Source organism: Vibrio sp. Isolate24, from assembly GCF_022398215.1.
Lineage (GTDB): Bacteria > Pseudomonadota > Gammaproteobacteria > Enterobacterales > Vibrionaceae > Vibrio > Vibrio coralliilyticus_A.
In genome coordinates, this window is sequence record NZ_JAKEUU010000002.1 from 931,403 (window position 1) to 955,744 (window position 24,342).

General features: G+C 44.2%; 23 protein-coding genes and 3 pseudogenes. 9 read left to right on the plus strand and 17 right to left on the minus strand.

Annotation, left to right across the window (positions count from 1 at the left end):
- The first annotated feature begins 73 nt into the window (after positions 1–73).
- The 3 genes from hutU (at position 74) to L1D23_RS12470 (ending at position 4,194) form a co-directional block, all read left to right on the plus strand.
- Positions 74–1,771: a urocanate hydratase gene (hutU, locus tag L1D23_RS12460; protein WP_239866689.1), complete on the plus strand. Its 1,698-nt coding sequence runs from the start codon at positions 74–76 to the stop codon at positions 1,769–1,771.
- Between the two features lie 27 nt (positions 1,772–1,798).
- A complete protein-coding gene (gene hutH, locus L1D23_RS12465) occupies positions 1,799–3,331 on the plus strand; it encodes a histidine ammonia-lyase (RefSeq protein ID WP_239866691.1) in 1,533 nt (510 codons plus the stop codon).
- Positions 3,332–3,468: 137 nt separating this feature from the next.
- Positions 3,469–4,194 (plus strand): DUF3581 domain-containing protein, encoded by a 726-nt coding sequence (locus L1D23_RS12470; protein ID WP_239866692.1) that lies wholly within the window; start codon positions 3,469–3,471, stop codon positions 4,192–4,194.
- Positions 4,195–4,241: 47 nt separating this feature from the next.
- Here the strand turns inward: L1D23_RS12470 and L1D23_RS12475 are convergent, their stop codons facing one another.
- Both L1D23_RS12475 and L1D23_RS12480 read right to left on the minus strand, forming a co-directional pair.
- The gene (locus L1D23_RS12475; RefSeq protein ID WP_239866695.1) at positions 4,242–4,703 is read right to left on the minus strand and encodes an isoprenylcysteine carboxylmethyltransferase family protein; all 462 of its coding nucleotides are present in this window, start codon (positions 4,701–4,703) and stop codon (positions 4,242–4,244) included.
- 66 nt (positions 4,704–4,769) lie between these two features.
- Positions 4,770–7,802 carry an FAD-binding and (Fe-S)-binding domain-containing protein gene (locus L1D23_RS12480; protein ID WP_239866697.1) on the minus strand — a complete coding sequence of 1,011 codons (3,033 nt, stop codon included), beginning with the start codon at positions 7,800–7,802 and terminating at the stop codon, positions 4,770–4,772.
- Between the two features lie 204 nt (positions 7,803–8,006).
- On the opposite strand from L1D23_RS12480, the gene L1D23_RS12485 reads away from it, so the two are divergent.
- From L1D23_RS12485 to L1D23_RS12505, 5 genes are all read left to right on the plus strand, one after another.
- On the plus strand, positions 8,007–8,687 hold the full coding sequence (locus L1D23_RS12485) for a DUF3334 family protein (RefSeq protein WP_239836538.1): 681 nt from the start codon (positions 8,007–8,009) through the stop codon (positions 8,685–8,687).
- Between the two features lie 169 nt (positions 8,688–8,856).
- Positions 8,857–9,540 (plus strand): DUF2786 domain-containing protein, encoded by a 684-nt coding sequence (locus L1D23_RS12490; protein ID WP_239866699.1) that lies wholly within the window; start codon positions 8,857–8,859, stop codon positions 9,538–9,540.
- 195 nt (positions 9,541–9,735) lie between these two features.
- Positions 9,736–10,404 carry an OmpA family protein gene (locus tag L1D23_RS12495; RefSeq protein ID WP_239836540.1) on the plus strand — a complete coding sequence of 223 codons (669 nt, stop codon included), beginning with the start codon at positions 9,736–9,738 and terminating at the stop codon, positions 10,402–10,404.
- A gap of 114 nt (positions 10,405–10,518) precedes the next feature.
- Positions 10,519–11,553: a J domain-containing protein gene (locus tag L1D23_RS12500; protein ID WP_239866701.1), complete on the plus strand. Its 1,035-nt coding sequence runs from the start codon at positions 10,519–10,521 to the stop codon at positions 11,551–11,553.
- Positions 11,554–11,723: 170 nt separating this feature from the next.
- Positions 11,724–11,903, plus strand: a complete 180-nt coding sequence (locus L1D23_RS12505) for a hypothetical protein (protein WP_239836542.1) — start codon at positions 11,724–11,726, stop codon at positions 11,901–11,903.
- 85 nt (positions 11,904–11,988) lie between these two features.
- Here the strand turns inward: L1D23_RS12505 and maiA are convergent, their stop codons facing one another.
- From maiA to L1D23_RS12530, 5 genes are all read right to left on the minus strand, one after another.
- On the minus strand, positions 11,989–12,642 hold the full coding sequence (gene maiA / locus L1D23_RS12510) for a maleylacetoacetate isomerase (RefSeq protein ID WP_239866702.1): 654 nt from the start codon (positions 12,640–12,642) through the stop codon (positions 11,989–11,991).
- Entirely contained in the window at positions 12,642–13,652 is a 1,011-nt protein-coding gene (locus L1D23_RS12515; RefSeq protein ID WP_239866795.1) for a fumarylacetoacetate hydrolase family protein, read from the minus strand. Before L1D23_RS12515 ends, maiA begins: the two co-directional genes overlap by 1 nt.
- A 12-nt stretch (positions 13,653–13,664) precedes the next feature.
- On the minus strand, positions 13,665–14,804 hold the full coding sequence (locus L1D23_RS12520; protein ID WP_239866703.1) for a homogentisate 1,2-dioxygenase: 1,140 nt from the start codon (positions 14,802–14,804) through the stop codon (positions 13,665–13,667).
- On the minus strand, positions 14,797–15,870 hold the full coding sequence (gene hppD / locus L1D23_RS12525; RefSeq protein ID WP_239836545.1) for a 4-hydroxyphenylpyruvate dioxygenase: 1,074 nt from the start codon (positions 15,868–15,870) through the stop codon (positions 14,797–14,799). The genes L1D23_RS12520 and hppD overlap by 8 nt, the downstream gene beginning before the upstream one ends.
- Positions 15,871–16,228: 358 nt before the next feature.
- Entirely contained in the window at positions 16,229–16,687 is a 459-nt protein-coding gene (locus L1D23_RS12530; protein WP_239866704.1) for an HPP family protein, read from the minus strand.
- A gap of 106 nt (positions 16,688–16,793) precedes the next feature.
- Here L1D23_RS12530 and L1D23_RS12535 point away from each other — a divergent pair, with 106 nt between their 5' ends.
- Positions 16,794–17,372, plus strand: a complete 579-nt coding sequence (locus L1D23_RS12535) for a TetR/AcrR family transcriptional regulator (protein ID WP_239866705.1) — start codon at positions 16,794–16,796, stop codon at positions 17,370–17,372.
- A 63-nt stretch (positions 17,373–17,435) separates the two neighbouring features.
- Here L1D23_RS12535 and L1D23_RS12540 read toward each other — a convergent pair.
- From L1D23_RS12540 to L1D23_RS12585, 10 genes and pseudogenes are all read right to left on the minus strand, one after another.
- A pseudogene (locus L1D23_RS12540) lies at positions 17,436–17,612 on the minus strand (YrhK family protein); the annotation flags it as partial.
- Between the two features lie 146 nt (positions 17,613–17,758).
- Positions 17,759–18,607 carry a rhombotarget lipoprotein gene (rhlP, locus tag L1D23_RS12545; RefSeq protein ID WP_239866707.1) on the minus strand — a complete coding sequence of 283 codons (849 nt, stop codon included), beginning with the start codon at positions 18,605–18,607 and terminating at the stop codon, positions 17,759–17,761.
- A 592-nt stretch (positions 18,608–19,199) separates the two neighbouring features.
- Positions 19,200–19,469 carry a Txe/YoeB family addiction module toxin gene (locus tag L1D23_RS12550; RefSeq protein WP_239866708.1) on the minus strand — a complete coding sequence of 90 codons (270 nt, stop codon included), beginning with the start codon at positions 19,467–19,469 and terminating at the stop codon, positions 19,200–19,202.
- On the minus strand, positions 19,462–19,716 hold the full coding sequence (locus tag L1D23_RS12555; protein WP_239866798.1) for a type II toxin-antitoxin system prevent-host-death family antitoxin: 255 nt from the start codon (positions 19,714–19,716) through the stop codon (positions 19,462–19,464). The genes L1D23_RS12550 and L1D23_RS12555 overlap by 8 nt, the downstream gene beginning before the upstream one ends.
- A 216-nt stretch (positions 19,717–19,932) precedes the next feature.
- Positions 19,933–20,944: pseudogene (locus L1D23_RS12560) on the minus strand (S66 peptidase family protein).
- 122 nt (positions 20,945–21,066) lie between these two features.
- A complete protein-coding gene (locus L1D23_RS12565) occupies positions 21,067–21,477 on the minus strand; it encodes a hypothetical protein (RefSeq protein WP_239866710.1) in 411 nt (136 codons plus the stop codon).
- 599 nt (positions 21,478–22,076) lie between these two features.
- Positions 22,077–22,259 (minus strand): hypothetical protein, encoded by a 183-nt coding sequence (locus L1D23_RS12570; RefSeq protein WP_239866712.1) that lies wholly within the window; start codon positions 22,257–22,259, stop codon positions 22,077–22,079.
- Between the two features lie 20 nt (positions 22,260–22,279).
- The gene (locus L1D23_RS22245; protein WP_275667283.1) at positions 22,280–22,411 is read right to left on the minus strand and encodes a hypothetical protein; all 132 of its coding nucleotides are present in this window, start codon (positions 22,409–22,411) and stop codon (positions 22,280–22,282) included.
- Between the two features lie 143 nt (positions 22,412–22,554).
- Positions 22,555–22,863, minus strand: coding sequence for a hypothetical protein (locus tag L1D23_RS12580; protein WP_031856600.1), 309 nt, complete (start codon positions 22,861–22,863; stop codon positions 22,555–22,557).
- 639 nt (positions 22,864–23,502) lie between these two features.
- Positions 23,503–23,741: pseudogene (locus L1D23_RS12585) on the minus strand (hypothetical protein).
- Positions 23,742–24,342 lie beyond the last annotated feature (601 nt).

Sequence of the window (24,342 nt, forward strand, 5' to 3'; positions counted from 1 at the left end):
TAGATTGCGTGAGAGCTTTGCTCTTGCGTCACCCGCTTTCAACCTGAAAACGTGAAATACAAGGAGTCTTACCATGACGGAACGCCAAGTAGAAGATATGCGTCTCGATACAACCCGCACTATTCGTGCCCCACATGGCACGGATCTGAGAGCAAAATCTTGGCTGACTGAAGCCCCGCTTCGCATGTTAATGAACAATCTGGATCCTGACGTCGCTGAGCATCCTCATTCGCTGGTTGTGTACGGTGGTATTGGCCGTGCAGCGAGAAACTGGGAATGTTTTGACAAGATTGTTGAAGTTTTAGAGCGTTTGGAAGACGACCAAACCTTGCTGGTTCAGTCTGGTAAACCTGTTGGTGTATTCCCGACACACAAAAATGCACCACGTGTTCTTATTGCAAACTCAAACCTAGTACCGCATTGGGCGAACTGGGAGCACTTTAATGAGCTGGATAAAGAAGGCTTGATGATGTACGGCCAGATGACTGCTGGTAGCTGGATATACATCGGTTCACAGGGCATTGTTCAAGGCACTTATGAGACGTTTGTTTCTGTTGCGAAGAAGCACTTTGATGGTAAAGCAAACGGACGTTGGATTCTAACCGGTGGCCTTGGCGGCATGGGCGGCGCTCAACCTCTGGCTGGCACCATGGCGGGCTTCTCTATGATCGCGGTTGAGTGTGACGAGTCTCGTATCGATTATCGTCTACGTACAGGCTACGTTGACAAAAAGGCCACCAGCTTAGATGAAGCACTGGCAATCATTTATGAATCTGAAGAGCCTGTGTCTGTCGGCCTACTCGCAAACGCGGCAGATGTATTCCCTGAGCTGGTTGAGCGCAACATCACGCCAGATGTCGTGACAGACCAAACGTCAGCACACGACCCACTCAACGGTTACCTTCCAATTGGTTGGTCGATGGAACACGCAGCCGACATGCGTAAGCAAGATGAAGCAGCTGTTGTCAAAGCAGCCAAAGAATCGATGGCGATTCAAGTTAAAGCGATGCTTGAGCTTCAAGAACGCGGTGCAGCGACTCTAGATTACGGTAATAACATTCGCCAGATGGCCCTAGAAGAAGGCGTAGATAACGCGTTTGACTTCCCGGGTTTCGTTCCAGCTTATATTCGTCCACTCTTCTGTGAAGGTATTGGTCCATTCCGCTGGGCTGCACTATCCGGTGACCCAGAAGATATCTACAAAACCGATCAGAAAGTCAAAGAGTTAATTCCAGACAACCCACACTTGCACAACTGGCTAGACATGGCTCGCGAGCGTATTCAGTTCCAAGGCTTACCTGCTCGCATTTGTTGGGTTGGATTGAAAGATCGTGAGCGTTTAGGTCAAGCATTCAATGAAATGGTCAAAAATGGCGAACTTAAAGCGCCGGTTGTCATAGGCCGTGACCACCTAGATTCAGGTTCAGTAGCCAGCCCTAACCGTGAAACAGAAGGCATGATGGACGGTTCTGATGCCGTATCGGATTGGCCTCTGCTGAATGCTCTGCTAAATACAGCAGGCGGTGCTACTTGGGTTTCACTCCACCACGGTGGCGGTGTAGGAATGGGCTTCTCTCAGCATTCTGGTATGGTTATTTGTTGTGATGGCAGCGATGATGCGTCTGAGCGAATTGCTCGCGTTCTTCACAATGACCCAGGCACAGGCGTGATGCGTCATGCAGATGCTGGCTATGATATCGCCAAGCAATGCGCAGCAGACCAAGGGCTCGACCTACCTATGCTCAATGAAGAGCTGAAGAAGCTTAAGTAAGCAAACCTGAAGAAAGGAAAGACAAAGATGTTAAATTTAACGCTAAAGCCGGGAAATATTAGCTTAAAAGAACTCCGTCAGGTGAGTCGCTCTCCTGCAAGATTGACTCTGGATCCAGAAGCCATTCCTGCTATCGATGAAAGCACTAAAGTGGTTGAACAAGTGATCGCCGAAGACCGCACTGTCTACGGTATCAACACCGGCTTTGGTCTGCTTGCTAACACTCGTATTGCCCCAGAAGATCTCGAGACGCTGCAAAAGAGTATCGTGTTGTCGCACGCGGCCGGCATCGGCAAGTTCATGTCAGATGAAACGGTTCGCCTGATGATGGTACTTAAGATCAACAGCCTTGCTCGTGGATTCTCAGGTATTCGCCTTAAAGTCATACAGGCGCTGATTGACCTAGTGAACTCTCAGGTCTATCCATGTGTGCCACAAAAAGGCTCTGTGGGTGCTTCTGGTGACCTCGCGCCACTAGCGCACATGAGTACCGTATTACTTGGTGAAGGTCAGGCACGCCACAACGGTAAGATCATCTCAGGTCTGGAAGCGATGAAAATCGCAGGCCTTGAACCAATCACACTTGCGCCTAAAGAAGGCCTTGCGCTGCTTAACGGCACTCAGGCATCAACTGCCTTCGCACTTGAAGGCTTATTTGCGGCTGAAGATCTGTTTGCTTCTGCGACCACCTGTGGCGCAATGTCTGTAGAAGCGGCACTAGGAAGCCGTCGTCCATTCGACCCTCGTATTCACCGCGTACGTGGTCATCGAGGTCAGATGGACGCTGCACTAGCGTACCGCCACGTTTTGGACGCCAATAGTGAAATCGGTGACTCACACACAGGTTGTGAGAAAGTTCAGGATCCATACTCGCTGCGCTGTCAGCCTCAAGTTATGGGGGCATGTTTACAACAGATCCGAAACGCCGCGGATATTTTAGAAGTGGAAGCCAACTCTGTCTCTGACAACCCACTGGTTTTTGCCGAAGACGGTGACATCATCTCAGGTGGTAACTTCCATGCTGAGCCTGTCGCCATGGCAGCGGATAACCTAGCTTTAGCAATTGCTGAGATTGGCAGCCTTTCTGAGCGTCGTATGGCACTGTTGATCGACAGCGCATTGAGTAAGCTACCACCTTTCTTAGTCGACAACGGCGGTGTTAACTCAGGATTTATGATTGCTCAGGTCACCTCCGCCGCATTAGCAAGTGAAAACAAAACGCTAGCTCACCCTGCGTCTGTTGATAGCTTACCAACATCGGCAAACCAAGAAGATCATGTCTCGATGGCAACCTTTGCTGGGCGCCGTCTGCGTGAGATGGCAGAGAATACTCGCGGCATTTTAGCGGTTGAGTATCTTGCGGCCGCTCAGGGGATAGACTTCCGTGCTCCAAACAAGTCGTCTGCGAAAGTCGAAGAAGCAAAACAGATCTTGCGTGAGAAAGTACCGTTCTACGATAAAGACCGCTACTTTGCGCCGGACATTGAGCAAGCAAACAGTTTACTCAAGCTTGCCGTGCACAATCATCTGATGCCAGATTCGATTTTACCTAGTCTCTGATCACTGTTTGCAGGGCTCCAATTCGGAGCCCTTTCTTGAATTTATCGTCATAATTCAGTAATAACTCCACTGGATGGACCATTCAAAAAGAATCGTCATATATAATCCATCTCAGTTTTGGCTATTTACCGTAAATTATGTTTTTAAAACCATATTTTTCTAACAACGACAAGCAGTTCCAGTTCACTCGTCAGCAAGCAAGCCATTTTGCAAAGATGGTTGCGGGCGACTTCAACCCAATTCACGATGAAGACAACAAGCGCTTCTGCGTTCCGGGCGACCTGCTTTTCGCTGTCTTGTTACAGAAAGAAGGCGTTAGCCAGAAAATGCGTTTTGATTTCTCAGGTATGGTCAGTGATGGTGTTGCTCTGCACATTGAAAACAAGTGTGACAAAGAAGCCGCTGTTGTTGACGAAAGCGGTAAAGAATACCTCCACATGAACCGCGAAGGCGAAGTGAATCGTGATGCCGCATTTATTGAGCATGTCGTAACAAATTACGTTCAGTTCTCAGGCATGAACTTTCCACACATCATGGTTCCATTAATGGAAGAACAGCAGATGATGATCAACTGCCAGCGCCCATTAGTAATTTACGAGAGCATGGAAGTGGAGTTCACTCGTTTAAATCTCTCACATCCAGAAGTCGAGTTTGCAGGCGCAACGTTTGATGTTGAAGGCAAACGTGGTGTCGTCACATTGAATTTCGACTTTAAAGAAGGTAACGAGGTTGTCGGTAAAGGTGTTAAGCGCATGGTTGCGAGTGGTTTGAAGCCATACAACCAAGAAGACATCGACTGCTTAGTGGCTCGCTTTAACGAGCGCAAAGAGGCATTCTTAGCGCAGTTCAACAAAGCGGCATAGCCACTCTGATTTCTAAAAAGAACCCCGCACATATGAGCGGGGTTCTTTTATATCCAGCGTCTGACACGTTGCTTGTAGTCTAAATAAGCGGCTCCAAAAAGCTCTTCAAGGGCGCGCTCTTCAGGACGAATTTGAAATCGATTCATATATAGAACAAATCCGAAAGCGAACACAATACACAACAAGTTTTGTTGCCAGTAAGCGAAACCAAACAGCAACAAAAACAGCCCCAAATACATTGGGTTTCTTGAGTAAGCAAAGACACCACTATCCACGATCTTTGAAGCTTCTTTGACGTTGACTGGATTGACAGTCGTGTTCGCTTTGCGAAACTCATAGACGCCAGATAGCCCAACAAACGCTGAAATAACGAAGCACGCCAATAAAACTATCCAAGGTAGTGGCAAACCAATTGAAAAAGTGTGGAACTCATGGCCAATATGATTCATCAACACTCCAATAAGGATAAACAGCGCGACAGGTGGGATTTTTCTTTCTAACTTTTCCATAATCTTCAAGAGCTTTGCAGGTGTTCATAAAAAATAGCCCAGCTTTGAAAGCTGGGCTAGGTCTAATCACACAATTTGCAGTAGTGCCTGTAAAGGATGCTTCACTTTGACTCCTTCAAAGCGCTTGACCTGACTTCGGCAGGAGTAGCCTGTTATCAGGCAACGATCTTTTGGCAACTGTTCTAGTTGAGGCTTCCAGCTCAGCCCGTAAATGTCTCTCGACATCTGCAACTTATCGACTTCGTGGCCGAACGTTCCTGCCATACCACAGCAGCCAACAGGTACCGTATTCAAGCGAGAACCAAAGTGCGAGAATATTGCTCCCCACTCTTTCTCTGCGTTTGGCATTTTGGTTTTCTCTGTACAGTGAGCCAGAAGATACCAAGGTTCTTCTTCACTCGTACCAGAGGTCTCGAACTCACCCAACCTAGGTTGCAGCCATTCATGAACCGTCAGCACTTCGAAGTCACCACGCTTATCGCCAAGCACTTCGTTGTATTCATCGCGATAGCAGAGCACCAATGCGGGGTCGACACCAACCATAGACACTTCTAGATCGGCCACTTGTTGTAAGAACATCGCGGTGCTCTTAGCACTTTTGGCAAAACGCTGTAAGAAACCTTTTACGTGCTGAGCCTTACCATTAGGTTTGAAAGGCAGCAAAACTGGCGTTTTACCAAGTTTAGTCAGCAACTTAGCAAAGTCTTCCACCACTTCAGCATCGTAGTAGCTAGTAAATGGGTCCTGTACGATCACCACATGGTTCGCTTTATCTTCTTTAGACAAAGCCGCCAAGTATTGCAGATCAAAAGGTTGATGGTGCTGCAATCTCGACTTGAGTGTTGGCACTGACATAAATGGCGCATCAGTATAACCCACCGCAGAAGCCGTAAGGCTTTGGACCCATTTTTGGTTGAGGACACCATTTACTAACTTTGGTGCTTTCGCCATGACAGGTAAAACTGATTCTATATTCGCAACCAAATAGTCCTTTGCAGGACGCTGATAGCGCGAGTAATAAATATTGAGGAACCTTGAACGGAAGCTTGGTACATCGACTTTAATCGGGCATTGGCTGGCACAAGCTTTACAGGCTAGACAGCCATTCATCGCTTCGTAGACTTCATGGGAAAAGTCATACTCATGACGCTTGTTTAACGAATTACGCACTCTGTCCAGCATCGACTTGATGGATGACGTTTCTTCTAAAGCCTGCTTCTCCAAATCGAGAATATCCACACCCTGCTCTGTAAGCTGACGTAGCCACTCACGAACCAAGCCAGCACGACCTTTAGGAGAGTGGCGACGATCTGCCGTCACTTTCATCGAAGGACACATTGGCGAAGATGTATCGTAGTTAAAACAAAGACCGTTACCGTTACATTCCATCGCCTGCTTAAAGCTGTCTCGCACTTCAACATCGATCTGGCGATCAAAGTAGCCGCGCTTTGTATCTGTGACTTTGACTAGTTCTTCTTGGCTCTCTAGTGGTGTGCAGATCTTACCTGGGTTCATCTTGTTGTGAGGATCAAACGCCGCTTTAACTCTTCTCAACTCAGTAAACAGCTCGTCACCAAAGAACTCTGGTCCATATTCTGAGCGGTAGCCTTTGCCGTGTTCTCCCCACATTAAACCACCATATTTGGCGACGAGCTTAACGACTTCGTCAGACACTTCATGCATCAAGGCTTCTTGCTTAGGATCGCACAAATCTAACGCAGGTCGAACATGAAGAACGCCTGCATCAACGTGACCAAACATACCGTAGCTGAGAGATTTGGAATCCAGTAGCTCTCGGAACTCAACAATAAAGTCAGCAAGGTTTTCAGGCGGGACACAAGTGTCTTCTGCAAATGCGACAGGCTTAGCTCTTCCTTTCGCTGCACCAAGCAAACCAACCGCTTTTTTACGCATGTTGTAGATACGACCAATACTGGCCACATCACTGCACACCTGATAACCGATAATGCCCGCTTGCTCGGCTTCCATCATTTGATCCAAACGTTTGGTCAGCGCATCGACCTGCTGCTCGACTTCCTCAACATCTTGGCCTGCATACTCCACCATGTTGATGCCTTGCATATCTTTGCCGGGAACATCGGTCAGCAAATCACTGACGGTATGCCAGACAATGTCTTGCTTAGCTAAATTGAGTACTTTTGAGTCGATGGTTTCTACTGAAAGCGCGTTAGCTTCAACCATAAATGGGGCGTTACGCAGTGCGGAATCAAAGCTGTTGTATTTCACGTTCACTAACGTGCGAGCGTTAGGGATTGGAGTGAGGTTAAGCTTAGCCTCTGTAATAAATGCCAAAGAGCCTTCCGCGCCACATAATACTCGAGTTAAATCGAAGCTCTGTGTCTCTTCATCAATTGCATTCTTTAAGTCATAACCCGTTAGAAAGCGATTGAGAGGGGGAAATTTCGTATTGATTTGCTCACGCTTGCTACGACAAACTTGCTCTGTGACCTGCAATGCTTGGTATGCGTACTCTCCCTCCTGAGGACGACCTTGTGACATATCCGACTCAAGCACTGAACCATCAGAAAAAACGGCTTGTAAAGACAATACGTGATCAGACGTTTTTCCATATTTCAGGGAGCCTTGTCCGGAAGCATCAGTATTGATCATACCGCCTAGAGTCGCACGGTTACTGGTCGAAAGATCAGGCGAGAAGAAATAGCCATAAGGCCTGATAGCATCGTTTAACTGATCCTTCACCACACCAGTCTGAACGCGTACCCAACCTTCCTTCTCATTGATTTCCAGCACCTTGTTCATATGGCGTGATAAATCCACCACGATACCCTTGGTCAACGACTGGCCATTGGTGCCTGTGCCTCCACCACGTGGTGAAAACGTAATACGCTCATATTGAGATCGGGTACTGAGTTTCCCAATGAGAACAACATCTTGAGTAGACTTAGGGTGAACGACTGATTGAGGGAGTTGTTGATAAACACTATTGTCCGTCGCGACAGCCAAGCGGCTAGAGTATTGGCTTTCGATATCTCCGGTAAAACCCGATTGTCTGAGATCTTCCAAAAAACTGAGTACGACGGGATCCACATCAGATTGAGAGTGTAATCTTGGTAACATTTGCTTCCTGCCCCTACTGCGCTGATCCTATCAGCATTGGGTTCAATATAATGAGTAATATTTTTTTGATTTTCGTCACTTTACAACATTTGAAAGGGTGAATAAAACAGAAATGCAATGTCAGAATGGCACTAATTGCAATTCTTATCCACACTTAGTAATTATACCTAAAATTAGTAAGTGTCTTTCATGAGCGAATCATCAATGAAAAAAAATAAAGTCATTACCACAGAAGATATCCTTTTAAAGCTTTGCCAGTCCGTATCGAGTGTGCTGACTTCAGCAACCAGTTCTGATATCAGCTATTCCGCTATGGTACAAAAAATCACCAAAACGAGTCTCAAACCTGACTTCGGTTGTTTTGTACTGTTTGATGGTGGTTTCTCTGGGCTGGTTGTTATCAACTTTACTTCAAAAGCCGCTTTGGAGATTTATACCAATTACATGCGCAACATGGGTATGCCTGAGGAAGAATTGGCCGTCCTACATACTTCAGATGAGGTAGGTGATGTGCTTGGAGAGCTGATGAACCAGTTGGTCGGAGACTTCACCAACCAAGTAAGGAAAGCCCTGCAAACACATATTACGCAGAACCAACCTAAGATGCTGACGCTGAATAAGCAAGTCATTCTTTCCGTTGACACGAACTTAGACCGCCCTCAGGCTCGCCGTGTGACCTTCTCAACCGAAAACGGCAACATTTTCTACCTTGAGCTTGCTATGGACAAAACGGAGTTCATTCAACTAGAAGAGTTTGAAACTCACGAAGATGAAACACCAGATTCGATTCTTGAACAAGCACAACAAAAGCTGAAATCTAAGAAAGAATCGCCAAAAGAACAGGCCGATAACGGCAACGATTTGTTAGATGAGCTAGGTATCTAATCTTTCTCAACTAAATCTGACTAAGCCGCTGTAATTTCAGCGGCTTTTTATTTTTGATTATATAGTTTCAAAACAAAATTTATCCTCTGGCAAGCCAAGAGTTTCGTTTTGATGTCAGAAGCGTTAAAATGGTCGACTTTGTAAAAATCAGTGAGATTTTCTGTTGTCGATGGATAAACAAAAAGCCCTCAAAAAAATTGCTAAGTGTTTAGAACTTGGTAACTCAGCCAATGTTAATGAAGCGGCGAACGCGATAAAAATGGCGCATCGCCTCATGCTCAAATATGGCTTAGATAAAGATGACATTGAATTCATCAAAATGGGCAAAACTAAATCGACAAACTTACTGCCTTCTAACATTAGCTCTACCCTGCTCCGTATTATTCGCGGGATTAATACCAAATTTGGTGTAGAAGCCGTCTTAACCAACCACAAAGGCCTCAAGCGTGCTGAATTCATTGGTGAGGCTGATCGCGCCATCTTTGCAGCTTTTGCATTCGATATCATCTATCGTGAGATGAATGAGCAAACAGGTAAGTTTCGCAACAGCTTTGCGGGTACAGGCACGTCTACTGGTGAGGTATCTCGTCGGGTCAATTCCTTCGTTTCGGGTTGGGTTGAAGGGGCGCTTGAGAAACTGCCGATCATCAGCCCTGATGATGACTCAAATAAAAAAATCGACGACTATATCGATAAAGAATTCAAAAACATTGATCGCGAAACGTTCAAAAAGCAACTTCGCGAAGCAATGAAAAACCTCACAGAAGACTATGAAGTCGGCCTAAAGAAAGGTCGTTCAGTCTCAGTCAGTCGTCCAATTGATGGGGCCCAAGCCCCTAAAATGCTACGATAAACTCTCCCCTCTCTTAAATTAACTAGGCTGAATTCTCACCACTTACGTTCAGCCAACGTTAACATTCAGTCAATTGATATATAATTAATTGACATAACAAACACTAGAGGGTTAATTCTACTCCCCGTATAAGTCCACAGGTCAGTTTTGACTTATGCTGACAATGAAAGTGAAAGAATACATGGAGATGTTTTCGTGAAAAAAATGACTTTAGCACTTGCGGTAGCGATCGCACTTACTGGCTGTCAAGCAACACAGCGCCAGAATGCGACCACCGGTGAATCCGAGACAAATTCAGCTACCAAAGGGGCACTGCTCGGCGCTTTGACAGGCGCTGCCGTCGGGTTAGCGACAGGTGATGATGCAACAGAGCGCCGACAACATGCGCTAATAGGTGCTGCCGGAGGAGCCGCCGTCGGCGGTGGTGTAGGTTACTATTTTGATCAACAAGAAGCGGCTCTTAGAAAAGAGTTGCTCAATTCAGGAGTTCAGGTTGAGCGTGTTGGTGAAAATCAGTTATTGCTTCGTATGGAAAATGGTATCGGATTCCAAACCAACTCGTACAACCTAGACCCTAGCATCCACAATACCCTACGCGGCGTGGCTAAGATTCTGGTTGAGTATCCAGATACCAGCTTAGTCATTGAAGGACATACCGACAGCACAGGTAGCGATACGACTAATCAGGTATTATCTGAACGCAGAGCTGAGTCTGTTCGCTCTTATCTATTATCACAAGGTGTTGCGGCTGGCCGCGCGATTGCACGAGGCAACGGCGAACGCTTCCCGCTATGCTCGAACAGCACTTCAGACGGTCGAGCTTGCAATCGAAGAGTAGAAATTAAGATTCTGCCTCTTAAATAAGACTCGGGATTCTATCGATGAAAGTGGCTTCTCTAGAAGCCATTTTTTTATTTGTTAGATAAATACATTACACTATAGATCAGGTAAGTCATTTTTAATGGTTTGGGGAATATCTTGAAATTTATCAGCCTTTTATTGTTAATACTCTCCCCAATCACCTTGGCCGAGTCTATCGAAGTTTTAACGAATAAAGCTCAAAGCAATGACGTAGAAGCACAGATACAACTAGCCAACCAATACCTTAAGGGTAAAGATGTTCAACCCTCACAAGAAGACGCACTCTACTGGCTCGAACAAGCAGCCAACAACGGCAGCACTGAAGCAGCAGTACAACTCGCCTCTCTCTATCTTCAAAATGAGACTAAAGATACCCAAGAAGCCATATATTGGCTCACTAAACTCGCTGTATCCAGAAATACCCAAGCTCAATTCAATCTGGGCAAGGTTTACGAGAACATGCCTGACTCACCTGAAAATTTGGATCTAGCCGAAGTTTGGTACCGTACGGCCTCATCAGCCAATGAAGAGGCAGAACAAGCCTATGCCAGGGTACTGGAAAAGAAATTCAATGCCCAAAGAGCGAAACAAGTGTCATCGATCGGCCAGTTAGACGTCGCTTTTGATAATTCGACTATTGAGCTAAGCCCTGTCGCTAAAAGTAAGTCCCGTGCCAGTAACCGGAGTAATGACATCATTTATGCATTGATGATCATTTCAGGTGCATTATCAGTATTAGCATTCTGGCTGGGTCGCAAAGTACGTAAGTTAAAAGCATATTCAAAGCTCTCACATGATGATTTGTCTGGTGAGAAACGCAAACTAGAGTCTAAACTAAAAGACAAAGATAACCTGTTGAGACAACAAAAAAAACAGCTGGAAACCTTGTATCGCCAGTTTAAGAAGATGCAATCGTCTCAAGCACAACACATACCTAAACACAAGTCAGATACTCTCGCTACAGAACAAAAACTCTCGCTTGCGTGCGCTCTATTTGGCTTCAAAGTAGAGGCCATTCCTGCTGAAAAAGACATCAAAGTCAGATATAAGCAATTATGTAAAATTTACCACCCAGATTTGAAGGGCAGTGATGAGGAAATGAAACGCCTTAACAATGCACTAAAAGTCATCCTTGCCAATGTTAATAGATAGTTACAATTTAAAACTCATTGAATTTAAAACAGACAGGACCCTTAGTTTCACTCACTTGCGCAATCGATCTCCCTCCCACTTCAAGTAACAAAAAGTTAACTTACCTTCATCATGTATGTCATACTCTTCGCCGAAAATAACACCTGGTAAAACAAGGTGAGGAGAAATCTATGTTTACTATCGAAGGTATTTGCGATTGGTGCAAAAAGCCTAGCCTAGTTACCAAACATGAGTATATTGACGGCCTTTGCCACCACTCCTGTAAAGAGTGTAACGATCTAGCCAAATTAGACGTTCGCCAATTCAATATCGCAGAAACCCAGCAACGGGAGCGCCTTGCACAATCATAGTATCCGCTGTTGCCATGCTCTATGAGAAGAAATAGAACAGCCACCGTTTTCGCGGTGGCTTTGTTTTTGTGGTGAGGGTAATTATTTAGCTCGTCACTGCATCGGGTTGATGTTCCGGCGCTGCGGAAATAAAGGCTGGATGCTCCCTTAGTGACATTGTCACTTTATGAATAAGAGGATAACGGCTCAAATCCACACTGAATCGTTCTGCATTATAAACCTGTGGAACCAAACAAACATCGACTAGACTGATATCATCACCAACACAATAAGCACCATGTGTTTGCGCCAGTTTCTTTTCCAAACTATGAAAGCCCACATCGATCCAATGACGATACCATTGAGACTTTTGTTCCTCTACAACCAACAGCTCTTTACTTAGGTACTGCAGTACACGCAAGTTATTGATAGGATGGATATCTACAGCAATATCCTGCGCCAACGCTTTCACGATATAGCGTTTCTGCTTATCCAGTGGCGTCAGAAGATAACTAGGGTACTGCTCATCAAGGTAATCAATAATAGCTAGTGATTGATTCAACCTAACATCACCATCAATCAGCACTGGGACCAGTTCGCTGGCATTCAGGGCTTGAAATTGGGCGGAGTGTTGCTCTCCGCCATTGTTCACCAAGTGAATAGACTTCTGTATGTACGGCAACTGCTTGAGATTCAGAGCGATTCTAACTCTATAAGCTGCTGATGAACGCCAGTACCCATACAATGTCAAATCAGACATCAGTACTTCACCACTTTTTGATCTATCGAACCGAAGATGGAAGCGCCAGAGGCATCCTTCATTTCCATTTTGATTCGGTCACCGAACTTCATAAAGCCAGTCGAAGGTTTACCATCCCGAATCGTCTCGATCATACGAACTTCTGCAATACACGAATAACCTACTCCTCCTTCTTCAATAGAAGTACCGTATTCTGTACCTTGCTTATTGGAGACGGTTCCTGAGCCTATGATAGCCCCTGCTGATAACGGACGAGTTTTTGCAGCATGAGCTATCAGATCAGGGAATTCAAATGTCATATCAACCCCTGCATTGGGGCAACCGAATGCTTCGTCGTTATAGAACGACAACAAAGGTAAAGTGACTTTCCCCCCATCCCATGCATCACCTAATTCATCTGGCGTTACAGCAACTGGAGAGAAGACAGAGGAAGGTTTTGACTGAAAGAAACCGAAACCTTTTGCCAACTCATTAGGGATCAGCCCACGCAGTGAAACATCATTCACCAACATCAGCAAGCGGATCGACTTCGCTGCTTCTTCCGCATTCGCCCCCATAGGGACATCGTCAGTGATCACAGCCACTTCCCCTTCAAAATCAATCCCCCACTCTTCACTGCTTACAGGAATATCATCTCTAGGACCGATAAACGCATCAGAACCTCCTTGATACATAAGTGGGTCAGTCCAGAAACTCGGCGGCATTTCGGCACCACGGGCCTTACGCACCAGCTCAACGTGATTGACATACGCACTGCCATCAGCCCACTGATAAGCGCGCGGTAAAGGAGACTCGCACAGGCTCTGTTCGAAAGGCATTTCAGCAACCAGCGTGCCTTCATTCAAGGCTTGGTAAACTTCGGTAAGTTGAGGTTCTACTTTTGACCATTGATCGAGCGCAGACTGCAAAGTCACAGCAATGTCTGCAACAGCCACACATTTAGTCAGGTCTTTGCTGACAACAACCAACTGACCATCTCGAGTATCGTTTTTCAGGGTAGCTAACTTCATCATTGTTCCCTTTTATTTTTCTGGATGTGTTTTCCAGCTATAAACATATTCTGGGTTCTCTACAGCATGCGCTTCATCGCTGAACTTTAACGCATGTCTGGTATCGATCATCACTGCAACTTCGTCAGTAAATTTTTTCTTATACTCCTGTCCCGCTTTGAATGCTTTAGGATGAGGGCCATGCGTAAATCCAGCAGGGTGAAATGTCACCATGCCCGCTTCGATGTTATCCCTGCTGAAAAAGTCACCGGCATGGTAGAAAAGCACTTCATCGTAGTCATCGTTGTTGTGATAGAAAGGCACTTTAAGTGCTCCAGGGTCACTTTCAATTGGCCTTGGTACAAAAGTACAAATAACAAACCCGGCACCGACAAACGTCGTATGCGCTGACGGCGGTAAATGATAGCGGTGAGACATTAATGGGCGAATATCACGCCAGTTAAGCTTCACAGCAGAGAGATCTCCATGCCAACCAATCGCATCAAGCGGGTTAAACGGATAAGTGATCACACTCACTTGCTCGTGTCTTTTCACCTGCACTTGAGTTTGCTTTTCCGAATATTGCGCTTTGAAATGGTCATCAATTGAAGGAATTTCCAACACGGCAGGATCAAACACCGCATGATTGCCAACCATACCTTTTTCAGGCAATGAATAAGCGGCATCGGTATTCTCGACCATCAGAATGAACATTGGTTCAGAAGGCTCTAGGCGCCAGTTGGTCGAGCGGGGAATCATCACATAATCCCCTTCGCCAACTTCTAGATGACCGTAATCGCAATACAGATCAGCTTTGCCCTGATGGATAAACAGAAGTTCATCGCCATCGGCGTTGCGCACAAGAAAGTCCATCTTGTCATCCATACGCCAGATACGAATTTTACAGTCATTGTTATGCAGAAGATTCGGCACCGCCCATGGTGAAACCTGTGCCGCTTTCTCAACCAGATTAAAATTAAACGCGCGAGGCCTTAGATCCCCTTCCCATTCCGTCCAGCCAGTTGGTGCATGCTGGTGATGGAAATGAGCTGCTGGGCCGAAGAATCCACTTCGACCTGCTTCGCGCTCATAAATTGCCTCTTCCGGAAAGTCAGCATGTGCCTGTTTGGAGCACACTCCCTCCCGGTGAGGGAATGTAATCCATTTATGCATCGCTCAATACTCCTCGGCGGATCTGATCTTCTTCAATCGATTCAAACAACGCTTTGAAGTTACCTTCACCGAAACCTTCATTACCTTTACGCTGAATGATTTCAAAGAAAACTGGACCAATGACCGTTTGAGTAAAGATTTGCAGCAAAATACCATCTTTCATCGGCGCACCATCGATCAAGATCTGCAGATCTTTTAATTTTTCAACATCTTCTGTGTGGCCTTCAACTCTCGAATCGATTTTTTCGTAGTAAGTGTCCGGTGTTGGCATAAAGTCCATACCACGGTCGCGCAGCGTTTGTACGGTTTGGTAGATATCATCCGTTGTCATCGCAATGTGCTGGATACCTTCGCCATTGTATTCTCGGATAAATTCTTCAATTTGTGATTTATCGTCAGAGGACTCGTTAATTGGGATTCGGATCTTTCCACACGGAGCTGTCATCGCTCGGCTGACTAGACCAGTCAACTTACCTTCGATGTCGAAATAGCGGATTTCACGGAAATTACCGATACGCTCATAGAAGCCGGCCCATGTGTCCATGTTACCTTGCTTAACGTTATGCGTCAGATGGTCAATTTCGTACATGCCAACATCCGCTTTCTTCAAACGCGCTTCAGCATCATCATAGAAATTAAAGTCGACATCATAGATACTCTGCTTACCATAACGATCGACAAAATAAAGCAAGCTTTCACCAATACCATAAACCGCTGGTATGCTAAGCTCCATTGGGCCAATTTGCGTCTTGTATTCTTCTGCACCATTCTCTAATGCATGAGCCATGGCTTTGGCAGCATCTGCCACACGGAATGCCATACCACACACAGATGGACCATGTACCTTAGCAAACGCTTCCGCTTGGCTATGGGGCTGTGCATTGACAATAAAGCTGATGTCTCCCTGGCGGTATAGCCACGCTTCTTTTGAGCGATGTTTGGCAATTTCCGCGAACCCTAGAGAAACAAACAAATCCTTCAACTGCCCGATCCCTTCATCTGTCGCAGCGGTGTACTCGACAAATTCAAATCCATCAGTTCCAAGTGGGTTATATGCTTGAGTCATTGTTTTTCCCTCAGTGATTAGTTACGTCCTTTCCTAATTAACTTGAACCAACTTGACCACTAAGGGAATAAGCTCACTCTAAATCGATTTTAAAAGTCAAACGCATGATTTTGTAAACAAAGCGTAACAAGACAGGAAAATAAAAAAAAGACCATTAGAAACAAACAATTAGACAAAAACAAAGGTAACATTTTATTTACAAAAGAGCATATACCTGCAACTTTTCACTCACAATCTAGTGTTTGGTATAGAGCTCCTAAGGGGCAAAGCAAAACAATATTTGGCGATGACAAAGCTCTTCACTAAAAGATGTTTCATCAACGCCACTGCGGCACTATCACGTGACTTGATTACTTTGTTAACGCTCCGTGTTAAAGCTGTATGACTGGATTTTTTGAAGAGTTTTGCTCATAAACACGATAGCGATAGATCCAACCAAAACAGGCGTAATTAAAAACGACCACCCATAACCAGCCAGCATGATTAAAATAGGGTTTGCTCCAGCTGGCGGATGCGTCGTTTTAGAGACCAGCATACATGTAATTCCCAGCCCAGTGGCGATAGCTAAGTTCATTGGATTTACATCCATATACTGAGAAAAAGTCACCCCAATGATCGCAGTGATTAAGTGACCCATAATAACATTTTTCGGTTGGGCAAGCGGACTCTGCGGTAAACCAAAAACCAGAACGGCTGTAGCGCCAAATGGAGCAATTACCAACATCACATTTTCTATATTACTCTCCAGCACCAAAAGAAAGCCAATAGCAAGTGATGCTCCAACCCCCGATATCAACGCAGACAAATAATGATTCATATAAACCTCTCCATTGCAAAAGTAGACCACTCTGTCTACTCATCTAGGGTAGACAATTTGTTCTACCTGCGTCAATATAGAAAACACGATTTTTGAGGTACCGTTTATGAGCAAGAAGCGAGATTTATTGCTAAGTACAGCACTAGAATTGTTTTATCGACATGGCATTAACTCCATTGGAATAAACGAAGTCATCAACGTTTCTGGGGTAGCGAAAAAAACACTGTACAGCCACTTCAATAGTAAAGAGGATTTAATACTGAAGGCTTTAGAAAGAAGGCACCAAACTTTTATGTATTGGTTGGAGTCTAAACTCGAACACGCCACAACCAATTCTGAGTTGATTGAAGCATTGTTTTCTTCTTTAGAGAGTTGGTTTAATAGTAAGGAGCCTGAATTAGGCGACTTTAATGGGTGCTTCTTTATTAATACCTCTGCGGAGTTTCGCGATACTGACAGTGAAATATCGAGCTATTGCCGCTTTCACAAAGAACAAGTCCGCCAATTTATTCAGTACAAACTTAGTGAAAGCTCAGAGGAGTTACTAAACGCGATTTGTTTGCTAAAAGAAGGCGCTATTATAACCGCTTACATATCAGGACAAAGTTCAGAGCTCATTAAAAGTAGTGTGGATACTTTACATCGCCTGAGTGATCTGCTCCAGCAAGACTCGGGGTCACATTAGGTGTATGATTATAGACATCTTTTCAACTATACTGGATGTCTATTGACAGATAAATCAACCACTTATAACAAACATCCAATTACCACTTTCAACAAGAGGCTCATTCAAAAAGAAAAGACTAGCAACTAAAAACCAAATCGCTATTAGCAAATCATTGATTGCTCCCAAGGCCTCATAACGACGTTGGATGACAGCATGTCGATTATCAATGTCTAGATCCAATTTCATAGTTTGACTCATTTCCACCTCATAAAACGCTCCATGACTGAATAAAATAAATATCAGGTTGCAAATGTCCATTGGCAACCTAACGCCTCGTTAAGTGGTGAACAACGCCCCCACTATGCTCTAGAAAACCGTCGAAAACACTGCACTTCAATCTGCAACTAAAAGTGCTTAGCGTTGTGAGTCCGTCTTGAACGCTTTGTTGCTTTCTTTCGAAACAGTGAAAGTGATGCCAGAACAACTAAAACAAACCAATGGATACTACCGCCGCTATAACCACTGCCGTAGCTAACATTCGCTACCTTTTCTTCTTTGATACGGATTTTGAACAAATCGAGCTCCGAACCAAGATTGTTCACCATGTCTGTAACAGCCAAGTCAAAACCTTTTTCAGAGTTTTCGTAGAAGGTCTCCTCAATGCCGACGGCCGTGGACAAAGACCCAACATTACTCAAGCCAGGAGCTCTGAATAGCAACTTGCTGCTATTAATATCGAATACCGCAGTATCTACAAAAGTTTGAGTTGTATTTTGGTCTCCGGGGATTAAGTACATACCAACGATGGTCCAATAAAGTAGAGCAGCGTTGTTTTGACTACTACGCGCCACTTGGTCATACGAAACTAGCGCCATAACTTGTACATCATACAACCTAGAAATTTGCTTTAAATTATCAAAACCACCGCCACTTCTTAGGTAGGGGTCGGATATAATTTCTATTCTGTTTACGTAGTCGAGCTCTAAAAATTCATTTTTTACTTTTGACAAAATTTCATGCTTTCGCTTACTAGACAAATCCAACTTGCCGTATTTTGAGCTAGGTACAAAGGCGATACCAACGTTAACTGGTAAAACCAAATGAGGAATTGTCGGCTGGTGTTCTTGATAATCTTTAGTATTGGGGTAGAGGAAGTCAACTAAGCTACTAGAAGCCGTTTCTTCACTTTGACCAAGCCCGCTACACCCAAATATAAAGAACGATAAAGCAAAGATAAACGCTATTTTCTTCATATTATTACCCCTTTATTAATACTAAAAACCCTTAAAAGCTACGCTAAGTTAAGTGGTGACTAGACGTGCGCGATGCTTGAGAAAACGAGTCCAGCGCACGTTTAGACATCCACTTAAACGCCTTGTTATAAGGGCTTATTCTGCCACCGATTTTTAAACAGCGCACAGTGGTTGGGAGAGTTTTGTGAAGCATAGAACACCGCATTCATCGCTGAGCCCTCGAGCCGAGTACGTACAGAAGTTAAGACACATTGATAGAGCGGTGGTAAATATTGACCGCTACGCCACAGTGAAACTATGCCAGCAATTGTGAACCGCTAAACTTGGCAAGGTGTCCAGTAGTAACCATCGATTTCAACACACAAACCAACACCACAACAACGAGATTTGGCTAGCTAGATAGAAGGTCAGGTGGAAAACTTTAGAATTAGAGTACAAAAGCACAAAGCCTTATAACACCGCATTAAGGTGTGAGCAACGCCACCACCCAACCTAAACCCTTGTGCCGTAAACACTAAAACTGAATCAAACCAAAAATGTCAAGCGTGCCACTCTTAAATTGTTTGTTAGATTCCAGAGCTCTGAGCCTGATTTAGTAGTGGTAACGACACGAAATTATCGTTATCGCTTGATCATCAACTGCATAAACAAGCCTGTTAATGTCATCAATACGACGAGACCAAAAACCAGATAAGTTCTCTTTTAACGGCTCTGGTTTACCGATGCCCTCAAATGGGGAGCGCTTAACATCATTGATGAGCTTGTTGATGCGCTTGAGTGTTTTCTTGTCTTGAGTTTGCCAATACAGATAGTCATCCCAAGCGTCATCAGTCCACGACAGTAAACGTTGACTACTACTCATCAATTAATTCTCGTGCTGTTGTTTTACCAGCACGGTACTGTGCTATCGAACGGTTTAGGTGTTCAGCGTTTTGAGGAGAGCGTAGTAAATGAACTGTCTCCATAAGGCTATTATAGTAATCTAAAGACATAACCACAGCATCCTCAGAGTCACGACGTGTAATGACTGTTGTGTCTGCGTCATTAACTACACCGTCTAAAATAGCTTTAAGACCATTTCTAGCTTCAGTAAAAGATACAATTCTCATAAGAACCTCAACATGTACATTTAATGGAACAAGTATAGTCTTCATCGCTCTACTTGTACAGTAAGTTGAACATGCGATATTAATAAGGCAACTAACGCCCCATTAAGGTGTGAGCGGCGCTTGGCTATACTTGAGCGAAGCGAAACTGCCAAGCTTTGCGAATCACTCTTAAATGCTTTGTTAGGCAAATTTTCGCTATGGCACGTAAGACCAGTTCTATTTGATACTTATTACCCACTGGCATTTTAGCTCAATAGTTTCACGGTCAAAATCAATTGAAGCCTGAACGCCCAGTGGGGTGACCAGCATTGGATGTGTATGACAACTGTCAAAGCCATAGAGTATAGGAACATTTTTGCCATTTAACACTTCAAGCAAAACATCTAGCGGACTGCGCCCCGTCCCTTTGTCATTAAACAGTTCATGTTTGCCTAAAACAATTGCACCAACTTTTTCGAGCACACCGCAAGCCATTAAATGATCAAAAGAACGTTCAACAGTTTCTATACCTTTGAGCGAATCTTCAAGCAGTAGGATATCGCCTTGCTCTATCTTTGGCATATATTTGCTACCCCATATGCCCGCAATAGTATTTAGATTACCACCGATTATACGGCCACTGACTTGGCCTTTGCTTAAAAACTGCCATTCATTCGTGTAACTAGTTTTTGGAGAATCTTGAGTTTCCCAGTCATGCTTAACATCTGTCCACAGCTGAGGGATTGAATACTTATACGAGCCAGGCCCCGAGCATAAGATTTCCAGAATGGACTTGAGTGTTTCATCAACTAAGGTAAGGGTGGAAACTCACCAAATGAGGCAACCAGAGCTGGGCCATAAAACGTAACTACCCCTGCCTGAGTATAGATACCCAATAGCAAAGCCGTTACATCCGAATAGCCGATGAAAATCTTGGGGTCGTTTCTGAGTGCTTCATAGTCGATGTAGGGCAATAGAGAATTACTATTGCTCCCACCAATTGTAGACATGGTACACCGTACATTAGGGTCACGGATTAATCGGTTAAACTCTTCTGCACGTTCTAGAATCGAGCCTGAGCGATATGCATCAGAACAGCCAGCAAGGTGACCCTCCATTAGTTCAAAGCCTTGAGATTCCAGATAAGATTTTGCTCGCCTGAAGCGATTTGGCGCAAATGCCGTTGCTGGTGATGAGGGTGAAAAAAGCCAATTTTATCACCAACTTTTAAAGCTTGTGGGAATATCACTTACCCTTATCCTCCATAATTCAAATAAGCAAAATAACACCCAATTAAGGTGTGAGCGACGCTTGGCTTTACTTGAGCGAAGCGAAACTGCCAAGCGTTGTGAATCCCTCTTGAGCAGATTGTTATGTGTTGATTAACCATGCTGAAACCAGAAAGCAAGCTAAAGAAATAAGTACACCTAAAAATGGAATTTTAAACCAGTATTTTTTGGCCAAAATTAAATATGACACACCAACCACTACTGGTAAAAGAGAAAACCAAATAGAGTTCTTAATGACTTCGAAATGGTTAACGGCCAATGGAAGGTAAATCGCTGGTAATAACATGGCACCTAAACTATGGCTAGCATTGAAACCTACCCAAGCGCGCCACATTGTAGTTTCTTTGGTAAGTATTGGTGACGTACTTTTCATGACAGTAAACACTGAAGCGTCATAAGGGTTAAACTTTTCTGTGAAAAATGTATACACCAAGTGGATAGCGCCCAGAACACCGAATATTGACACTCCAATAATTAGTAATATTTGACCCATATTCCCTCCCTGATTTGACACATAACGCCGCGTTAATGGGCAGACAACGCTGCCACATACTTAACCCATTGTGACATAAACACTAATACCAAACTGTGAGCCAAAACTGCCAAGCGTTGGTTGTCCGATTAAACGCTTGGTTATGGAACCTAAGACAACCAACACACTCACCGCGACGCATGAGCGCTTTGCAACCACGAAACCCCACAAACCATTATGCAGCAACCCAATGAAGCCCAAGGAAGAAACCTAACAACAACGATGCGGCCAATTGAAACAAAGAGGATCCGCCCCCACTGAAGCCAAGTACCAGCTAATTGCCGCTGTACCAGTTTTACTTGGGAACCAGATGCAAACGGCAGATTAGCCGCCTTAAGAAACTCAAAGCGGCTTTTCATCAGAGATTAAGATTTAAAACCAAGTGAGCAAATAAGAGCTACTAATAAACAAGTAGCGAAAACTGAACCAACAAGCCAAATAAGAACTATATCCTGCTGTACCATAACGCCGCATTAAGGTGTGAGCGACGCTTGGCTACACTTGAGCGAAGCGAAAATGCCAAGCGTTGCGAATCACTCTTAAATGCTTTGTTATGTGAATTAATCGCTCAAACTTGGACCAAAGTACCAACCCGGTATCCACTGCCATTCGTTTTGCTCTGTGCAGCTTTTAGAGTCATTGAACCATAAAGTCACTTGTTTCTTGCTAGATTGCGCCGCTAAGAGAGTGGAATATACAACTTTACAAGCATCCGCACTAATACCATCATGTTCATTATCCACCTTACACATTCTTGGCCACTTTATAGGCCTATCTGCTCAACTAAAACATCGCCTATTCTAGCCTCGATTGAAACTCCTTTTACATAACCAGAACATGTATAGGCGAATGTATTAGTACTAACAAAAGCCAATAACAAAAGTGTTTTTTTCATTTGATCTTCCTTAAAAACATAACGCCCTACTAAGGACTAAGGGGTGGGCAACGCAATACCAAAGCCGCCGCATACCACCTTAATCACTTAAACCAACGCATAGTAAAAATGCCACGCGTTGCGAATCCCTCTTGAGCAGTTTGTTAGAGGTATTCCGGGTCATCAGCTGCAGACCAATATACTTCATAATCAACATTTTCAATTATTTGATTGTCTTTAAACTGGTAAAAATCATACTTGGCAGGTTGCAGAAATTCCAAATCTGGTGGGATCATTTCAAATTCATCCTCACTACCACCTTCGACTTTGACTAATAACCCATTCTCGTGAGCTGAAACAATTATTCCCCAGAAACCATCATATTCATCATCGCGATTTGGATATACAATCCTTATGGATACTAATACACGTTTTCCAATTTCTTTGGATGCTTCATCAATTGAATATTCCACTTTATACCTCTAACGCCCTTGCTAAGCGGCTACCAACAATACCACAAAACTCAAACAAACCACCGTAAGCACGATACCCAACTAGACACAAAACCGCCAAGCGTTGGTTGTCCGTCTTGAGCGGATGGTTAGGTATGCTTATTTCGACTCCCTTTGCCCGTTGGTGCTATAGGACTCCCCCATAAAACACCAAAGCCAACTGCACCGCAATCGCCACCGAAGCTGAATAGCAATCACATCACTTTTTTGCGGTAGCTCACTGAAGCAAAAAACTAACCGGATGGAGATAGCTAACTTTCAACGAACAAGCTTGACCAAGAGCACTTAAAACCAGAAAACACTCAGCCACTAACGTCAAAGCTTGCCAGTTGAATGAAACCTTCACCTGAAAACGTTTGAGCCACATGACCACTGAAACTAGCGACAAACAATATTATTGAAGTGGCTGACTGCAAAACTATAAGCCGTACAAGCTTAAAGCAACCTAACGCCCTGCTAAGTGGCCAGCAACGCTACCACATGCTTAAACCATTGTGACATAAACACTTATGCTAAACTGTGAGCCAAAATTGCCAAGCGTTGACTGTCCATCTTGAACGTATTGTTAGCTCTAAGTGCTCGGCGATATATGTCTTATGACTATTGAAATGTATCGCCCAAGTTTTCTAAGGTTTTATAACCACACTTTTCGCAAACCTCGTACCTATCGATTAAGTCTAAAGATGCACCTACAGGACTAGCGACCCCACCAAAGAAACCTTCAAGGAAAGCCTTAAATTGTTCTTTCTTACTTTTACCGTATTTCGAAGGCTTCTGCTTTATTAGTTCCTTATGCTCGGTTTTTTTTCACCACACTTCTCACAAAAACTAAGACTCATTTCCTACACCTCTAACTGATTTACACCAATTGGAGTAGATAATCACATAATGCCACAAGAAAGATTGAGCTGGTTTCCAGTTAACAAGCAAATTTTGAATTAATTGCCCTGCAAATAGAAGAGAGCTAACGCCCTTGTTAAGCGACTACCAACAATAACACAAAACTCAAACAAACCACCGTAAACACTGAGCACAACCAGATACAAAACCGCCAAGCGTTGGTTGTCCGTCTTGAGCTGATTGTTAGGTATGCTAATTACGAGTGTCTTTTCTCGCTGGTGCTATAGGGCTAACCCACGAAACACCAAATCTAAATGCACCGCAATAACCACCGAAGCTGAATAACAGCCACATTACTATTTTTGCGGTAGCTCACTGAAGCAAAAAAGCTAACCACATTGAGATAACGAGCTTCCAATAAATAAACTTGGGCAGGAGCACTGAAAACAGAAAACACTCAATCACTAACGTCAAAACTTGGCAGTTGAATGAAACCTTCACCTGAAAAAGTTCGAGCCACATGGCCGCTGAGACTCACTACAAATACGATTATTGAAGTTGCTGGCTGCCAAACTAAAAAACCGTACAAACCCAAAGCAA

What these genes read in the sequence shown, in the direction of transcription:
- hutU (WP_239866689.1), top strand. Translation starts at nt 74, where the DNA reads ATGACGGAACGCCAAGTAGAAGATATGCGTCTCGATACAACCCGCACT.
- hutH (WP_239866691.1), top strand. Translation starts at nt 1,799, where the DNA reads ATGTTAAATTTAACGCTAAAGCCGGGAAATATTAGCTTAAAAGAACTC.
- L1D23_RS12470 (WP_239866692.1), top strand. Translation starts at nt 3,469, where the DNA reads ATGTTTTTAAAACCATATTTTTCTAACAACGACAAGCAGTTCCAGTTC.
- L1D23_RS12475 (WP_239866695.1), bottom strand. Translation starts at nt 4,703, where the DNA reads ATGGAAAAGTTAGAAAGAAAAATCCCACCTGTCGCGCTGTTTATCCTT.
- L1D23_RS12480 (WP_239866697.1), bottom strand. Translation starts at nt 7,802, where the DNA reads ATGTTACCAAGATTACACTCTCAATCTGATGTGGATCCCGTCGTACTC.
- L1D23_RS12485 (WP_239836538.1), top strand. Translation starts at nt 8,007, where the DNA reads ATGAAAAAAAATAAAGTCATTACCACAGAAGATATCCTTTTAAAGCTT.
- L1D23_RS12490 (WP_239866699.1), top strand. Translation starts at nt 8,857, where the DNA reads ATGGATAAACAAAAAGCCCTCAAAAAAATTGCTAAGTGTTTAGAACTT.
- L1D23_RS12505 (WP_239836542.1), top strand. Translation starts at nt 11,724, where the DNA reads ATGTTTACTATCGAAGGTATTTGCGATTGGTGCAAAAAGCCTAGCCTA.
- maiA (WP_239866702.1), bottom strand. Translation starts at nt 12,642, where the DNA reads ATGTCTGATTTGACATTGTATGGGTACTGGCGTTCATCAGCAGCTTAT.
- L1D23_RS12515 (WP_239866795.1), bottom strand. Translation starts at nt 13,652, where the DNA reads ATGAAGTTAGCTACCCTGAAAAACGATACTCGAGATGGTCAGTTGGTT.
- L1D23_RS12520 (WP_239866703.1), bottom strand. Translation starts at nt 14,804, where the DNA reads ATGCATAAATGGATTACATTCCCTCACCGGGAGGGAGTGTGCTCCAAA.
- hppD (WP_239836545.1), bottom strand. Translation starts at nt 15,870, where the DNA reads ATGACTCAAGCATATAACCCACTTGGAACTGATGGATTTGAATTTGTC.
- L1D23_RS12530 (WP_239866704.1), bottom strand. Translation starts at nt 16,687, where the DNA reads ATGAATCATTATTTGTCTGCGTTGATATCGGGGGTTGGAGCATCACTT.
- L1D23_RS12535 (WP_239866705.1), top strand. Translation starts at nt 16,794, where the DNA reads ATGAGCAAGAAGCGAGATTTATTGCTAAGTACAGCACTAGAATTGTTT.
- rhlP (WP_239866707.1), bottom strand. Translation starts at nt 18,607, where the DNA reads ATGAAGAAAATAGCGTTTATCTTTGCTTTATCGTTCTTTATATTTGGG.
- L1D23_RS12550 (WP_239866708.1), bottom strand. Translation starts at nt 19,469, where the DNA reads ATGAGTAGTAGTCAACGTTTACTGTCGTGGACTGATGACGCTTGGGAT.
- L1D23_RS12555 (WP_239866798.1), bottom strand. Translation starts at nt 19,716, where the DNA reads ATGAGAATTGTATCTTTTACTGAAGCTAGAAATGGTCTTAAAGCTATT.
- L1D23_RS12565 (WP_239866710.1), bottom strand. Translation starts at nt 21,477, where the DNA reads ATGGGTCAAATATTACTAATTATTGGAGTGTCAATATTCGGTGTTCTG.
- L1D23_RS22245 (WP_275667283.1), bottom strand. Translation starts at nt 22,411, where the DNA reads ATGAAAAAAACACTTTTGTTATTGGCTTTTGTTAGTACTAATACATTC.